The sequence below is a fragment of the Caballeronia glathei genome (assembly GCF_000698595.1).
GTDB classification, from domain to species: domain Bacteria; phylum Pseudomonadota; class Gammaproteobacteria; order Burkholderiales; family Burkholderiaceae; genus Caballeronia; species Caballeronia glathei.
On sequence record NZ_JFHC01000117.1, the window covers coordinates 1 to 14787 of the forward strand.

Here is a 14787-nt window from a genome sequence, read left to right on the forward strand (position 1 = left end):
GCGGACCTTCACGTTGTAGTCGACCACGCGTTTGACCGCTACGACTATCTTCATTGGTCGTCTCCAAGGTACTTTGAGTGGCGCCTTCTGTGCCGGGGCGCCGTGAGTGGGCAGGTTGCGGCCAGGCCGTTGCACGCAAGCGTGACGGCCGGACGGTCACCTCAGACCTCATTTGAATCGGAGTGCGCGCAGTCCGCAAATATGAGTTGGCTCTGCCCGCCATAGGACTGACCTATGGCGAGACGATGCATCGTGCCAAAGGCATCGCGCTTAACGTATGCAGCGGAAGGTGCGGAACGGCGAAGACGCCCTGTACGCGGGGGAGCGGCGCAAGAGGGCGTGTGTGGAAGGCAGAGGGGTGCGCGGATGACGAGCGCGCCGCATGCGGGCGTGAACGACGGGCGTGCGCGGTTCAGGCAGAACGCACGCACAAGTCACGCACCGCTCATGCACTACTCACGCATCCCTCACGCGCGAGGCTTTTTCTTCGGAGGAAAAATGCTGCGGGGGATCTTGCAGTGAATGCCCTGACGACCATCCACTACCTGCGTCACCGCGAAATCCGCGGCGACGCTCATCAGCGAATAGGCGTCGTCGCGTGACAGGCCTTGCTGCTCCGTGAGCAGCAACAGCATGTCGCGTGAAGCGTTCTTCGTTGCGATGTCGAGGTCCTCGTCGAAGCCATGGACGATCCAGAAGTCCGGCGTTTCCAGGAGCGGCGAGGGAAACGTGAAATCGCGCCGCAGCACGATCTGGAACATCACATTGAGCGACGCCTCGATCGCGGTGCCGCTGATCTCGCCGTCGCCCTGCGAGACATGCGGGTCGCCGATCGAGAACAGGCCGCCGTCCACGGCGACCGGGTAGTACATGGTCGAGCCCGCGCCGATGCGCCAGTTGTCGATATTGCCGCCATGCGCGCCCGGCGGCACGGTGCTCACGCGGCCGGCCACGTCGGGGGCGACGCCTGCCGTGCCGAGGTGAGGCCGCACCGGCACGCGAATGCCTTCGAGCGCGAGTTCGCGGCAGCAGTCGCGAATCTCCGAGCGCTTTCCCGGCACGAGATACTTGCCGGGATAGTCATACGCATAGAGCGCGTGCGCCGTGTTCGACGCCTGATCGAGTTCGTAGATCGTGACGCGCTCCTTCTCGAAGTCGCCGAACAGATGGCCCCAGTGCGCCGCGAGATTCGAGCCGTAGTTGAAGCGCGGAATCATTTGCAGATAGCGCACTTCGAGCAGGTCGCCGGGCTTCGCGTCCTTCACGAAGATCGGCCCCGTCATCAGATGCACGCCGGGCTCGCGATCGGATTCGGGGATCGTCTCGTAGAGCGCGCGCACCTTCTCGTCCATCATCAGCTCGGGCGCGTCGCCCGCATGATGCGTGATGGCTTCGGTGCGAACGAAGTCACCGCTCTCGACGACGAGCGCCGGCGCCAGCGCCGCGTCGAAGTATCCCCAGTGAACATTTTCCCGGATGGCAGGCAGGTCGTGCAGCATGCTTTCTTGAACTCCGTAAGAGGGCGATCGGTGCAACGCGACCGATGACGGATCGTACGGGCGACAGAATAGATGCACTTGGCTGACTGCGTACAAAACCTTGTGCGTGAGCGCACCGTCCCGCGCCGCCGGGGCACCGATGCGAAGCGCGGGCGCGCCGGCGAGCGCTTCGGTTCGATGCTGGCGTTGCGTCACCCAAGGCGGGTCCCGAGCCGGGCCCCTGCGATCAAACGAGGATGCTGGGCTTCAGGAGATCCGACAAGCCCACGCGATGCAGCATCTCGGCGCGCACACGATCGAGCACCGTGAACCCGACGTCGGCCCCGTCCCCGGTCGGGTCGATGTGAACCCGGAACGGCCGCTTGCCGAACGGCGCATCGACCACGTCGACGATGGCGCTCGCCACCGCTGAAGCATCGGCGTCCGGCGGCACGATGTCCGCGAAGGCCTTTTGCACCTGCTCGCCGAATCCGGCATACGGCCCCGCTTCGTAGTCGGCCGCGCGAGCCTCGTCCGCGGGACGGCCCGAATGCGCGAAGTGGTTCGTGCCGCCCGTGAAGGCGCCCGGCACGATGATCGACGTTTCGACACCCCAGCGGCTCAGTTCACGTGCGTACTGCACGGCGATGGCGTCCATCGCGGCCTTGGCGCCGAAGTACGGCGCGAGGTAAGGCGGCGTGCCGCCCGCGGAACTGCTGCTCGATACCCACACCACCAGTCCCTGCTTCTGCGCGCGAAGATGCGGCAGCACGGCGCGGTTCACGCGCTGCGTGCTCAGGACATTGACGTCGTAGACCTGCTCGTACTGCTCGGGCGTGAAGGCCTCGGCGGGGCCGAACACCATGTGCCCGGCGTTGTGGATCAGCACGTCGATGCGCCCGCTCTCCGCAATCACGCTGGCAACGGCTGCATCCACCGAGGGTTGCGACAGCACGTCGAGTTCGACGGTGCGCAGGTCGACGCCGTGTTCCTTCGAGAAGGCCGCCGCCTGCTCGACCTGGGGAGCGTTGCGCCCGGCCGTCTCGCGCATCGAGGCGTACACGGTATGGCCCGCCATCGCGAGCGCTTCGGCCGTGAGGCGCCCGAAGCCGCTGGATGCGCCGGTGACGAGGATGGTCTTCTTGTTCATGATGTGCTCCGTAGCCGCGATGAGTTTCGGGTTGTTCGTAATCTGGGTTCAGATGGCGCCGCCATTGGCGTGCAGTGTCTGGCCGTTGATCCAGGCGCCGTCGGGACCGGCGAGGAACGACACCGTAGCCGCGATTTCGGCGGGCTGCCCGAGGCGTTCGAGCGGGGAGATGTTCGCGAGCCGGTCGATGACTTCCTGCGGCTTGCCGTCGAGGAACAGATCCGTCGCGGTCGGCCCCGGTGCGACCGCGTTCACGGTGATGTTGCGTCCGCGCAGTTCCTTGGTGAGGATGTGCGTCATCGCTTCGACACCCGCCTTGGTGGCGGCATACGCGGCGTAAGTCGGCTGATACAGGCCCACGACGCTCGACGAGATGTTGATGATCCGGCCGCCGTTGCGCAGGCGGCGGGACGCCTCGCGCAGCGTGTTGAACGAGCCTTTCAGGTTGATTGCGACCTGGCTGTCGAAGGTGGCGTCGTCGGTTTCGGCGAGCGTCGCGAGCTTCATGATGCCGGCGTTGTTGACGAGCACGTCCACGCCGCCAAAGGCCGCTTCGGCTGCGTCGAACATCCGTGCCACGGCGGCGGGGTCGCGCACGTCGGCCTGGGCGGTAATCGCGTGGCCGTCCGCTTTCTCGATCTCGCGGACGAGGGCTTCCGCCTCGCGCACATTGCCCGCGAAGTTGACCAGGACATTCATGCCGTCGCGCGCGAGGCGCCTTGCAATCGCTGCGCCGATGCCGCGGGATGCGCCGGTGACGATGGCTACTTTGCGTTCGTTGCTCATGATTTCTCTCCTGTTGTGAACCGCCGGAAGCGGCGGCGTGGAAGTACTATCGCTGAACGGAGGGCAAAGATAATCACCCTGAAATTGCCATCGTTGTGCAATCATCTCGAACAATAGGGGGTAACAGGACGGGACCATGGATCGCTTCGAAGCCATGCGGCTTTTCGCCCGGGTCGTCGAGCGGCGCAGCTTTACGCTCGCCGCCCACGACACCGGACTGCCGCGCTCCACCGTCACCTATGCCATCAAGGAACTGGAAACGCGGCTCGGGGCGCGGCTGCTTCAGCGCACGACGCGCGTCGTGAAGCCGACACTCGATGGCGAGGCCTACTACCGGCGCTGCCTCGCGATCCTCGAAGACATCGAAGAAGCGGAGGGCGCGTTCAGCGGCGTGCAGCCGAAGGGCATGCTGCGCGTCGAGGTGCAGGGCACGATCGCGCGGCACTTCCTGATGCCGGCGCTGCCCGAATTCTTCGCACGATATCCGGACGTCGAGCTCTCCCTCAGCGAGAGCGATCGCTGGGTCGATCTGGTGCAGGAGGGGGTGGATTGCGCGCTGCGCTACGGGAAGCTGCCCGACAGCGATCTGGTGGCGCGTCCCGTGGCGATGCTGGAGCGGCTGACCTGCGCGACGCCGGCGTATTTCGCGCGCTTCGGAACGCCGACCGACATCGAATCGCTCGCGGGACATCGCGCAGTCGGAATACGCTCGATCACCACGGGAACGCTCGCTCCGCTCGAATTCATGGAAAAGGGCGATGTCCGGACGGTTTCGTTGCCGGGCACGCTTTCGGTGACCGGACCGGAAAGTTATCTCGTCGGAATCCGGCTGGGACTCGGGCTGGCGCAGGTTCCCCGGTTCCACATCGAGGAAGAACTGAAGCAGGGGACGCTCGTTGCCGTACTCCAGGGCTTCCCGCCGCCGTCAGTCCCGGTCTCGCTGCTCTACGCACGCAGCCGGCAGCTTTCACCGCGCGTGCGGGTGTTCCTCGACTGGGCGACGCGCGAATTCGCCGCGCGCAGCGGGGGAATGGCCTGACAGGGCATGGGCGTAGCGCATCGGCGTGATGCTGCCCGTCATGAAGACATGCGATGTGCCCGGCATGGCCAGGGGCGTGGCCGCGCCCGGACATTCCCACGTATCCGACTATGGCGTCGCCTCGCCAGAAACGCGCAAGCCCGTCACGCACGACCCGCTCGCGAACCCGTATCGGTCAGCCCGCCGCGAGCGCCCTTCGCACGCCCCTAGCCTGCATCCTGGCGCACGGCACCGTCGAGCATCACCGTCCAGCCGAGTCCGCGAACATTGCGAATGACGCCCGCGCCGAACTTCTTGCGCACCGAGTGGATCAGGACGTCGACAGCATTGCTCTCGACCTCCTTGCCCCAGCCATAGAGCCGGTCTTCCAGCTGGGCGCGCGAGAAGATCATGCCCGGCCGCTCGAGCAATGCGAGCATCAGCGCGAACTCGCGCGCCGAGAGCGGCCCGGCGGTCCCGTTGCAGGTGAGCGTCCGCTCGTCGAGATTGAGACAGACGGATTCATCGCCCAGGCGCGAGACCGCATAACCCGCCTTGCGTCGCAGCACGGCGCGAATCCGCGCGAGCAGCTCCGGAATGTCGAAGGGCTTGAGGACGTAGTCGTCGGCGCCCACATCGAGACCCTGCACTCGCGTATCCAGTTCATCCCGTGCCGTGAGGATGAGCACCGGCACCGCATTTCCCGCGGCGCGCGCATCCCTCAGAAGCTCGATGCCCGTCTTGCCCGGCAAGCCGAGATCGAGCAGCACCACGGTGTAGCTCGCAGCCGCAATGGCCTCGCTGCCCGCGACGCCGTCGCGTACCCAGTCGACGGCATAGTCGGCGTCCTTCAACGCCCGCATGAGGCTGGTGCCGATCTGCACGTCGTCTTCGATCAGAAGGATTCGCATGGTGTGTCCTTCACTGAATTGAACCGGGTGCGCGGATATATGAAGCGTCTGACTAATTACACCATCCTTTCCCAAACATTTTAGATCGCCGAGAGCCAGCCGGCACGTTTACCAGGTTCGCGGTTCCTGAGCGTTGCGCTGCCTTCGCAGCGTACCGCAATGGCCTTGACGATCGAGAGGCCGAGCCCGCTGTCTTCGCTATCCGGATTCGCGTGAAAGAAACGGTCGAACACGCGCGGCAGCGATGCCTCGTCGATGCCCGGCCCGGTATCGACAACCTCCACGCACACCGTCCGATCCGTCACGCGCATTGCAGAGGCCGATCGTGCCGCCCTTCACGCTCACTGTTTCCTAACTTTGCCGGCCCAATATCGAGTCATACCAAGACTGACCGGCGTTCGACACACCGCGCCGGTTCGGCGATTCCTCAATGGAGATAGTCACCATGTGCAAGCATATTCTCGTAGCCGTGGGCCCGAGCTGCAGCGACACGGCGCTCGCCACCGGCATCGCGCGAGCCCGCGAATGCAACGCGCGTCTCACGGCGATCCACGTCATCGACTCCGCTCCGTGGTGGGCCGGGGGCAACGTCGATTGCTACGGTGGCGACGCGCTGCCTCTGGCCGAGCAACTCGCCCGCGTGATCCAGCGGCGCAGCGAAACATTGATCGAAGATGCGGGCATCGAAGGCGCGTGGCAGACAGTGACGCTGCGGCGCGACGGAATGAGCATAGGGCGTGTCATCGCGGAGGCGGCGAACCGGTTCGACGCCGACCTGATCGTGCTCGGGCCCCGCAAGCACACGTTTTTTGGTCTGGGGGCCAATCATGTGCGCAACGCCGTTTCCCGGCATACCGCTTGTGAAGTGTTGATTGCGTCGCAAGGTCCCACCGGGGAAGCGGCCGGACTGGCGGTTCGCAGCGCGTCGGACCGTGTGCACAGCAACGCGTGAGGCGGGTTCGCTGAATCGTCCACGGTGATAGTTTCTTCAGTCAGGCCCACGCCGCGCTGTTCGCCGGGAGGCTAAGCGCGGCGGAATCGAGTGACTTCATGGACGCTCGCACGCATGCCCGAGCGCATCCTGTTGCGCATTGGTCATTGCAGCGCGGTGGATGCAGGCGGTGTGGATGCCTGAGCGGCGGGCGCTTCGATACGCGTTGCTATCGAAGCGTTGTCGCGCGAGCGCGCGCTGATGCGTCTGGTTTTGCCGGAGTCTTGTGCCGCCGCCGCGCGAGAGCGACGCGCGGTCATCGTCCCTTGCGACCTGGCAAGGTCACACGGGGTGCGGCGACGAGGACGCGCCGCGCGTCCTCACATCGATTGATTCGACGAATCGACGCTGTTCACGCCCTGTCCCGTGCCCGGCGCCGTAGCCGCATCGCCGACCAGGGCCGAATAGCTCGATACGACAGGCTCCGCAAACACCGGCGGCGGCGCGTCCGGCGGAAGCGGCGCACGGCCGATGGCTTGGGGATAGACCGGCAGGGGAGGCGCGGACTGCGCCGTCGAGGCGACGGGAAACACGGGTCCGCCGACAATCCCCACGCCGACGAACATGTGCGCCTGCGCCGCCGTCACCAGACCGGCGCTCAGCGCGGCGGCCACCATGATCTGCTTCATCGCTTTCATCTCGTTCTCCTGTTGGGCTGGATTCGCCGCGGGCCTGTTGCCTCGCTGCATGACTACAGTGTGCTTGCAGAAAGTGAGGGAAGAATGAGGAGCCGCGCCCTGGCCGCTGGCGTCACGACACGCGGCATGAAACCGAGGCCATGGGCCCGGCCGAACGCCGCGCCGCGCCGTTGCGCGCGGCTGTCGTCGGCAGGCCGAGGTGGTGGAAGGAGAAGGTCACGCCGTCGCGCATCAACACGACTGCTGCGGTTTGAATGGGTGCAGAGCTGGCGGCTGCATCCGCCGCGGAACGCGCGCGGCGGATGCAAGTCGCATTTCAATAGCGCGACCGCTGCCGGTCCGCGTAATCGGACGCATCCGTGGCGGCTTGCGGCCAGCAATCGAAGTTGTCCGTTTCGAGCCGGCGCATCCGGTGTTCGAGATCGGCGAGATCGCTGGATGCGGCCAGATAATCATCGCGCCGGTGATCGCGGACATAAGACGTGGCGTTGTGAAGAACGTCGGAAAGGTATGCAAACATGATGGACTCCGTTATGTGTGGAGACGGTTCGCCGGTCGCGTCAGGCGTCTTGCGAGTCGGCCCGGTTGAGACGGCCGCCGCGCCTTTTGCGGGCACTGCGCGGTTCGTCGACACAAGTAAAGATAGTCGTCGAGAATGAGCGGAATATGAGGACAGTGCCTCGCGGCAGGGCGATGCTCCGCAAGCGCGCGATGCGCGAGCGTGAGGACCCCTCGCGATGCCAGAGCACGTGGTCTCCGGCCGTTCGCGGAAGCCGGTTCAGCGAGCCACCGCGCGGCCGGACTGAGCGGTGTTCGAAGATCGTCAGCCTTACAAGCAGCTATGGATCAGGCCACAAACACTCGAACCGGAGGGCGGACATCGGTTGCCGGATGGAAGAAATCTTCAGTAATTCGTAGGTAACATTGCCTGCGTGAAGTGTCCATACACTCAATGACTGGCTCGCCTCGGAGTAAGTCATGTCACCCCCGCCGCTCGCATTCGCGATCAACTCGATCCATGGTTTCGAGCTGACGGAAGATGGTCAATACCTGATGCTGAAGAGCAATCAGCCGGATCGCGTCGCGCTGCATTGCTCGGTCATGCACGAACTCCTGGCGGCCCTGTCGAACGCCATCGGCTCCTCCGAGCGCATTCGCAGCAAGAAAAAGAGCGTGAAGTTCGCGATGCCCTGCGAAGCATGGGCGCTCGGCAAGGACGCGGGCGGGGCCCCGTATCTGATCTTTACGTTCCGCTTGCCCGGCGGCGCGGAATTGTCCTTTCAACTGCACCGGAACCAGGCACTGCAGTTGAGCGAAGTGCTTGCGCTCGTCACGGGGCTCGCCAAAGCCGGCGACATCTCCGGCTTCAGTCTGCAATAGAACGAATCACCTGGCCACTTGCGCATGCCGTGTGCCGTCGTCAGGAAGAACGGCGGCGGCTTTTCGTGCCGAGTCGAATTTCCCTTTTACCTATCTCTGCATGAAGGCAAAAATCCTCTGGTCCTGCTGCTCGAGGGCACTGGCACTCGTTGGTCTGGGTGTGACGGCGGTCTCGGCGAACGCCACCGACTCGTTCGTGATCGCCGATATCCGCATCGAAGGCTTGCAGCGCATCGAGCCGGGTTCGGTGTTCGCCTACCTGCCGATGAAGCAGGGTGACACGTTCACCGACGACAAGGCATCCGAGGCCATTCGCGCCCTTTACGCAACGGGCTTCTTCAACGACGTGCAGGTCGCCACGCAGGGCAATGTCGTCGTGGTGCAGGTGCAGGAACGTCCGGCGATTTCGCAGATCGACTTTGCCGGTCTTCATGAATTCGACAAGGACAATCTGACGAAGGCGCTGAATTCGGTCGGCTTGTCCCAAGGCCGTTCATACGACAGGGCACTCGTCGACAAGGCCGAGCAGGAATTGAAGCGCCAGTACCTTACGCGCGGCTTCTACGCGGCGGAGGTCACGACCACGGTCACGCCGGTGGACCGCAACCGCGTGTCGATCCTGTTCTCGGTGGCCGAGGGCCCGAGTGCGAAGATCCGCCAGATCAACTTCATCGGCAACCAGGCGGTCAGCACGAGCACGCTGCGCGACGAGATGCAGCTCTCCACGCCGAACTGGTTTTCCTGGTACACCAAGAACGACCTGTACGCGAAGGAAAAGCTGACAGGCGATCTCGAGAACGTCCGCTCGTACTACCTGAACCGCGGCTATCTCGAGTTCAACATCGAATCGACGCAAGTCTCGATCTCGCCGGACAAGAAGGACATGTACCTGACGATCTCGCTGCACGAAGGCGAGCCGTACAAGGTGAACAGCATCAAGCTCGCGGGCAATCTGCTCGACCGCGAGGCGGAGCTGAAGAAGCTCATTACGGTCAAGCCGGGCGAGCGGTTCTCGGCGGAAAAGCTGCAGGCCACGACCAAGGCGATCGTCGACAAGCTCGGCGAATATGGCTACGCGTTCGCGCAGGTCAACGCGCAGCCGAGCATCGATCAGGCGAACCACACCGTCGATATCACGCTGCAGGTCGATCCGAGCCGCCGCGTGTACGTGCGCCGCGTAAACATCGTGGGCAATACGCGTACGCGCGACGAAGTGGTGCGCCGCGAGATGCGTCAGCTGGAAAGCTCGTGGTTCGACTCGACCCGCCTCGCGCTGTCGAAGGACCGCGTGAACCGTCTCGGCTACTTCACCAACGTCGAGGTGACCACCACGCCGGTGGAAGGCACGAACGACGAGGTCGATGTGAACGTGGCCGTAACCGAAAAGCCCACCGGCGCGATCACGCTGGGCGCGGGCTTCTCCTCGACGGACAAGGTGGTGCTCTCGGCGGGCGTCTCGCAGGACAATGTGTTCGGCTCGGGCACGAGCCTCTCGGTGAACGTCAACACGGCCAAGACCTTCCGCACGTTGACGGTCACGCAGGTCGATCCGTACTTCACGATCGACGGCATCAAGCGCATTACCGATGCCTACTACCGCACCTATCAGCCGCTGATCTTCTCCACGGATTCGAGCTTCCAGATCGTCACCGTGGGTGCGGACACGAAGTTCGGCATTCCGTTCTCCGAGCAGGACACGGTGTACTTCGGTGCAGGCGTCGAGCAGAACCGGCTGCAAGTCGATTCGGCGACGCCGGCGAGCTACCTTGCCTACGTGAAGGAATTCGGCCGCGTGGTGAACAACATCCCGCTGACGGTCGGCTGGTCGCGCGACAATCGCGACAGCGCGCTCGTGCCGAGCCGCGGCTACTACACGCAGACCAATGCCGAATACGGCACGCCGCTAGGCAACACGACCTATATCAAGGTCGATGCCCAGGCGCAGTACTATTACTCGTTCGCGCGCGGCTTCGTGCTGGGCTTCAACCTGCAGGGCGGCTACGGCAAGGGGCTGGACGGTCAGACGTATCCGATCTTCAAGAACTATTTCGCGGGCGGCATCGGTTCGGTACGCGGCTATGAGCCGAGTTCGCTCGGTCCGCGCGATGCCACCACCGGCGACCCGATCGGCGGCTCGCGCATGGCGGTCGGCAATATCGAGCTGACGTTCCCGCTGCCGGGCACGGGCTACGACCGCACGCTGCGCGTGTTCACGTTCTTCGACGGCGGCAACGTGTGGGGCGACCCGGGCCAGGGCGGGACGACCACCGGTGCGAACGGTCTGCGCTATGGTTATGGCGTTGGTCTCGCGTGGATTTCGCCCATTGGCCCGCTCAAGCTGAGCCTGGGTTTCCCGCTGCAGAAGCACGAGGGCGACCAGTACCAGAAATTCCAGTTTCAGATCGGCACGGCGTTCTGAAGCGGGCTTCCGCTACATGCCGCTTCATGCCGTCGCCTCACGTCACTTCACGCCGCCTCGCGCTCGTTCGTCCATCGCCACAATTCCTTCGACGAGAGCGCCGTCGAGAACAGGAACCCCTGCAGTTCATCGCAGCCGATGCCGCGCAGGATGTGCGCCTGATGCTCGCTTTCGACACCTTCCGCCACCACGCGCAGGCCGAGTTCATGCCCGAGTTCGATGATCGCCTTCACGATCGCCAGATCGGCGGGCGCTTCGAGCATGTCATGCACGAACGCGCGGTCGATCTTCAGCCGGTCGAGCGGGAAGCGGTTCAGGTAGCTCAGGCTCGAGTAGCCGGTGCCGAAATCGTCGAGCGAAAGCCTGACACCCAGCCCGCGAATCGCCCTGATCGCGTCGACGTAGTTCTCGGCGCTGTCCATCAGCACGGTTTCGGTGATCTCCAGTTCGAGGCTCTCCGGCGGCACACGATGTTTCGCCAGGCTGTGCGACAGCACGCCGACCAGATCCGGGTCGCGTAACTGGATCGCGGAGAGATTGACCGACACGCGGATATCGAGCGCATCGGATTCGCGCCACTGCGCGATCTGCCGGCAAGCCTCGTCGATCACCCAGGCGCCGATCTGCACGATGAGGCGCGTTTCCTCGGCGACCGGAATGAACTCCGCGGGCGGCACCGCGCCGAGCTGCGGGCTCTCCCAGCGCAGCAGGCCCTCGACGCTCGCAAGCGCGCCGGTGCGCGCGTCGAGGCACGGCTGATAGGCGAGCCGCATTTCGTTGCGCTCGATGGCCGTGCGCAGGCACGCTTCGAGCGTGAGCCGGTAGCGCGCGTGCTCGGCCATGTCGGCGGAGAAGAACTTCACGAGGTTGCGCCCGGCCGCCTTCGCCTGATACATCGCGGCGTCCGCGTTCTGCATCAGCGTGTCGATGTCGCTGCCGTCGTCCGGATAGAGGGCGACACCGACGCTGCACGACACCTGCAGCGTCACGCCGCCCACCGCATGCGGCTCGCGCAGCAGCGGAATCAGGCGCTGGTCGATGGTGCGGGTGACGTCCGCGGCGTGGGTCACGCCGTTCAGGATCACCGTGAATTCGTCGCCGCCGAGACGGCTCACGGTGTCGTTGCTGCGCACGGCTTTCAGCAGCCTGCGCGAGACCGAGCGCAGGAGTCCGTCGCCGATATGGTGCCCCAGCGAATCGTTGATGTTCTTGAAGCGGTCGAGGTCGATGAACAGCACCGCGACGCGCCGGCGCGCGCGCCCTGCCTGGCTGATCGCGTCGCCGAGCCTGCTTGCGAAAAGCGCGCGGTTCGGCAGTTCGGTGAGCACGTCGTGCTCCGCGAGGAACTGGATGCGCGCCTCGCTCTTCTTGCGGTCCGTGATGTCGATCAGCGTGCAGATGTAATGCGAGATGTTGCCGCGCTTGTCGCGCACGGCGCTGATCATGAGCCACGCGGGATAGTCGCCGCCTTCGCGGCGCCGCACCTGCGCTTCGCCGTGCCACGTGCTCTTGCGGTCGATGCTCGCGAGGCCCGGGATCGCGCCGCCGTCGGCGCCGTGATCGCCTGTGCCGCCGAAGATGAAGGAGGGCGGCTTGCCCGCCACGTCGTCGATGCGATAGCCGGTCGCGCGATAGAACGACGGGTTCGCCGTGACGAGCCGGGCCTGTCCGTCGAGAATGACGATCGCTTCGGACGACGCCTCGAACACCTTGCCCCACAGCTCCAGGCGCTGCTCCATGAGCTTGATCTGGTTGATCGGGGTGAACGCGGTCAGGATCGCGTCGCGGCCCTGGAAGTCGAGCCGCCGCGCGGAGAGCATCGCCCATGTCGGCTGGCTGGTGCCTTTCCAGTGCACCTCGAATTCGTCGATGGCATCGTGATCGGAGAGCTGCTGGAAAAAGCGTGCGCGCGTCGACGAGTCGAGGCTGAATGCCCACGGATCGGTCGCGCAGCCGTTGAGCCAGAAGAGGCCCGGCTTGTTCGCATGCAGGACCTCGTGGCCCGGGATGGCCGTGACGACCATCGGCACCGGCGTGGCCTCGACGAGCGCATACTGCGCGGCGGAGGCGCGCGCCGTTGCGGCAAGCTCCTTCTGGACATCGCGCTCGCGGTCGAGTTGTTCGAGCATGTCGTTGAAACCGCGCACGAGCTGGCCGATCTCGTCCTGGCTGTGCCATGTCGCGCGCTGCGAATGGTCGCCGGTGCGCCGCACGGTGTCCATCACGCCCGCGAGCTTGCGCAGCGGCCATGAGATCTGCTGCGCGACGAAGTACACCATGGCGAGGATCGTGCACAGCAGAAAGAGCGCGGTGCCGAGATGCAGCCACATCCGCGAGAAGAGCCGGTGCACGCGGGCGTGCAGCAGGCTGTCGAGATGCTCGCCCGTATTGCGCCACGCTTCGTTCACGCTGATCACGAGCGCCTGTTGCGCGGCATCGACGATGGAAAGCATCGCTGCGTCCGCCGGCTCGTTGCTGTCCACGACGATGCGCGCCGCATGCCGGAACGCTTCCACCGCCGTGCGCATCCGTTCGACCGACGGCGCGAGTGCGAGCTCGAGCGCGTGGTTCGCCGCGCCCGCCTCGACGAAGTCCGAGCGCAGGCCCTGAAGCACCGCGTCGAGCTGCCCTTCGAGCACGAGATAGCGCGTGCGCACTTCTTCGCGCGAACGGGCCGTGACCGTGCCTTCATGCAGCTGGCGGCCGATGCCGTTGACCGAATCGAGCAGGGCGGGGTAGCGCAGGATCGACTGCGACATCGCGTAGTAGCTGTCGAGGTCGGGATCGAGAATCAGGTTCGACTGGTTGCCGATGCGGGTGATCAGTTCGCGGCAGGCATCGAGCGCGGCGTTGGCGGTGGCGGGCCTGGGCACGCTCTCGCGCGCCATCGCCCCGAGCGCTTCGCGCACGCGTTCGTTGAGCGCGGCGCTTTCCATGTGGTCGCCGTAGCGGCGCTCCGACTCGGCGAGATTCGCCTGCGTTTGCGCAATGCGCGCGGGCTGCGGAGGCTGCCCGGCGCCCGCGAGCGCGACGTCCACCAGCGCGTCGCGCACGGTGCGCACATACGCGTTGCCGACGATCTCCTTGTTGGAGAAATCGATGGCCAGATACTTTTCGTGGATCAGGATGCCGCTGATGTAGATGACCGCGCTCAGGTCGAGCAGATAGATGAGCAGCAGCTTGCGGCCGACCCGGAGCCTCGCAAGAAACCTGAAAAACGGATTGCCCTTCATAGGGCGCGCCGCCGCCGCACCGGCGGACTGACGTTTCGATAACGCCTCACCATCGACCTCGCTGGAATAGTCGTGCATCTGCTTTTCTCAGAGAGAAAAAAGCATTGGATAACATGGCTATCGGCAGAAAATTATTGATATTTATAGTTTGATTATCTTTCACTATCGTGGTGCGGATTTGTGCCTTTGCGGTGCAGGAAATCAAGCGGACCGAACAGGCCATTCGACGGCTTTTAGCGGGTAATTCGATGTCTTTACGGACATCGAATATTCAAGCTTTCAAAAGAAGGCTTGATGAACTGGCCGGGAAACTCCATGGAAAGAGAAGGCCGGATTTATCCATGTCACCGGCGCTGACCTGACACGCGCCATGCCCTTGACGCGTGGCGCGTTTGCACCGCATTAGCCGACACGGCCGCTTTCCTGCTGGCAGAAAACGTTGTCTTCTTGGCCAGGTTCGACGCTCTTCTTCGATTGAAAGAGACCTGTCGGCCATCGATACTTTGACCGTGGCACTTGCACTGGCGGCATCTCCAGCGCGCGACACCGCAGATCGAAGAGCGGTTCGCATGCAGTGGTCCGGCGAGAGCAAGTCACGCACCCTCTAACGCAGCCTTGCCCGGTCCTGAGCGGCGAATGGCACGACCGGGCACATCACTGGAGCAGCAAGCATGACGACTATTGCCGGTATCAGGATTCCCGACAGCAAGATGGCGCGCGAAGCGACGCAGCTCGTTCGCGACACCGAATCGGATTTGCTCTTTCATCATTCGACGCGCGTGT

The 14787-nt window shown here is 64.4% G+C and carries 12 protein-coding genes and 1 pseudogene; 5 read left to right on the forward strand and 8 right to left on the reverse strand.

What is annotated here, in order from left to right; genetic code table 11:
* Positions 1-467: 467 nt before the first annotated feature.
* The 3 genes from BG61_RS35995 to BG61_RS36005 all read right to left on the reverse strand — a co-directional run bounded on the left by BG61_RS35995 (position 468) and on the right by BG61_RS36005 (position 3414).
* A complete protein-coding gene (locus BG61_RS35995; RefSeq protein ID WP_035940000.1) occupies positions 468-1499 on the reverse strand; it encodes an acetamidase/formamidase family protein in 1032 nt (343 codons plus the stop codon).
* Between the two features lie 226 nt (positions 1500-1725).
* Positions 1726-2628, reverse strand: a complete 903-nt coding sequence (locus BG61_RS36000) for an SDR family oxidoreductase (RefSeq protein ID WP_035939998.1) — start codon at positions 2626-2628, stop codon at positions 1726-1728.
* Positions 2629-2676: 48 nt separating this feature from the next.
* Positions 2677-3414, reverse strand: a complete 738-nt coding sequence (locus BG61_RS36005; protein WP_035939997.1) for an SDR family oxidoreductase — start codon at positions 3412-3414, stop codon at positions 2677-2679.
* Between the two features lie 136 nt (positions 3415-3550).
* Between BG61_RS36005 and BG61_RS36010 the strand changes: the two genes are divergently transcribed.
* Positions 3551-4453: a LysR family transcriptional regulator gene (locus BG61_RS36010; RefSeq protein ID WP_035939996.1), complete on the forward strand. Its 903-nt coding sequence runs from the start codon at positions 3551-3553 to the stop codon at positions 4451-4453.
* A 206-nt stretch (positions 4454-4659) separates the two neighbouring features.
* Here the strand turns inward: BG61_RS36010 and BG61_RS36015 are convergent, their stop codons facing one another.
* Positions 4660-5343 (reverse strand): response regulator transcription factor, encoded by a 684-nt coding sequence (locus BG61_RS36015; RefSeq protein ID WP_035939994.1) that lies wholly within the window; start codon positions 5341-5343, stop codon positions 4660-4662.
* Positions 5344-5423: 80 nt separating this feature from the next.
* Positions 5424-5648: a sensor histidine kinase gene (locus BG61_RS36020; RefSeq protein WP_269472460.1), complete on the reverse strand. Its 225-nt coding sequence runs from the start codon at positions 5646-5648 to the stop codon at positions 5424-5426.
* 140 nt (positions 5649-5788) lie between these two features.
* On the opposite strand from BG61_RS36020, the gene BG61_RS36025 reads away from it, so the two are divergent.
* The gene (locus BG61_RS36025) at positions 5789-6295 is read left to right on the forward strand and encodes a universal stress protein (RefSeq protein ID WP_035939991.1); all 507 of its coding nucleotides are present in this window, start codon (positions 5789-5791) and stop codon (positions 6293-6295) included.
* A gap of 359 nt (positions 6296-6654) precedes the next feature.
* Here BG61_RS36025 and BG61_RS36030 read toward each other — a convergent pair whose 3' ends face one another.
* Together BG61_RS36030 and BG61_RS36035 are read right to left on the reverse strand one after the other, a co-directional pair.
* The gene (locus BG61_RS36030; protein ID WP_051673024.1) at positions 6655-6972 is read right to left on the reverse strand and encodes a hypothetical protein; all 318 of its coding nucleotides are present in this window, start codon (positions 6970-6972) and stop codon (positions 6655-6657) included.
* Between the two features lie 316 nt (positions 6973-7288).
* Positions 7289-7492: a DUF3563 family protein gene (locus tag BG61_RS36035; RefSeq protein ID WP_035939989.1), complete on the reverse strand. Its 204-nt coding sequence runs from the start codon at positions 7490-7492 to the stop codon at positions 7289-7291.
* A 458-nt stretch (positions 7493-7950) separates the two neighbouring features.
* Here BG61_RS36035 and BG61_RS36040 point away from each other — a divergent pair, with 458 nt between their 5' ends.
* Positions 7951-8352, forward strand: a complete 402-nt coding sequence (locus tag BG61_RS36040) for a hypothetical protein (protein WP_035939988.1) — start codon at positions 7951-7953, stop codon at positions 8350-8352.
* 100 nt (positions 8353-8452) lie between these two features.
* Positions 8453-10771, forward strand: a complete 2319-nt coding sequence (gene bamA / locus BG61_RS36045; RefSeq protein WP_081868305.1) for an outer membrane protein assembly factor BamA — start codon at positions 8453-8455, stop codon at positions 10769-10771.
* Positions 10772-10818: 47 nt separating this feature from the next.
* Here the strand turns inward: bamA and BG61_RS36050 are convergent, their stop codons facing one another.
* Positions 10819-14004, reverse strand: a complete 3186-nt coding sequence (locus BG61_RS36050; protein ID WP_035940004.1) for a bifunctional diguanylate cyclase/phosphodiesterase — start codon at positions 14002-14004, stop codon at positions 10819-10821.
* Positions 14005-14675: 671 nt separating this feature from the next.
* Between BG61_RS36050 and BG61_RS44455 the strand changes: the two are divergent.
* Positions 14676-14787: pseudogene (locus tag BG61_RS44455) on the forward strand (HD domain-containing protein); the annotation flags it as partial.

Excerpts from the sequence above, each read along its gene's own strand:
- BG61_RS36050 (WP_035940004.1), bottom strand. The coding sequence starts at position 14,004 with ATGAAGGGCAATCCGTTTTTCAGGTTTCTTGCGAGGCTCCGGGTCGGC.
- BG61_RS36035 (WP_035939989.1), bottom strand. The coding sequence starts at position 7,492 with ATGTTTGCATACCTTTCCGACGTTCTTCACAACGCCACGTCTTATGTC.
- bamA (WP_081868305.1), top strand. The coding sequence starts at position 8,453 with ATGAAGGCAAAAATCCTCTGGTCCTGCTGCTCGAGGGCACTGGCACTC.
- BG61_RS35995 (WP_035940000.1), bottom strand. The coding sequence starts at position 1,499 with ATGCTGCACGACCTGCCTGCCATCCGGGAAAATGTTCACTGGGGATAC.
- BG61_RS36010 (WP_035939996.1), top strand. The coding sequence starts at position 3,551 with ATGGATCGCTTCGAAGCCATGCGGCTTTTCGCCCGGGTCGTCGAGCGG.
- BG61_RS36005 (WP_035939997.1), bottom strand. The coding sequence starts at position 3,414 with ATGAGCAACGAACGCAAAGTAGCCATCGTCACCGGCGCATCCCGCGGC.
- BG61_RS36025 (WP_035939991.1), top strand. The coding sequence starts at position 5,789 with ATGTGCAAGCATATTCTCGTAGCCGTGGGCCCGAGCTGCAGCGACACG.
- BG61_RS36040 (WP_035939988.1), top strand. The coding sequence starts at position 7,951 with ATGTCACCCCCGCCGCTCGCATTCGCGATCAACTCGATCCATGGTTTC.
- BG61_RS36015 (WP_035939994.1), bottom strand. The coding sequence starts at position 5,343 with ATGCGAATCCTTCTGATCGAAGACGACGTGCAGATCGGCACCAGCCTC.
- BG61_RS36000 (WP_035939998.1), bottom strand. The coding sequence starts at position 2,628 with ATGAACAAGAAGACCATCCTCGTCACCGGCGCATCCAGCGGCTTCGGG.
- BG61_RS36030 (WP_051673024.1), bottom strand. The coding sequence starts at position 6,972 with ATGAAAGCGATGAAGCAGATCATGGTGGCCGCCGCGCTGAGCGCCGGT.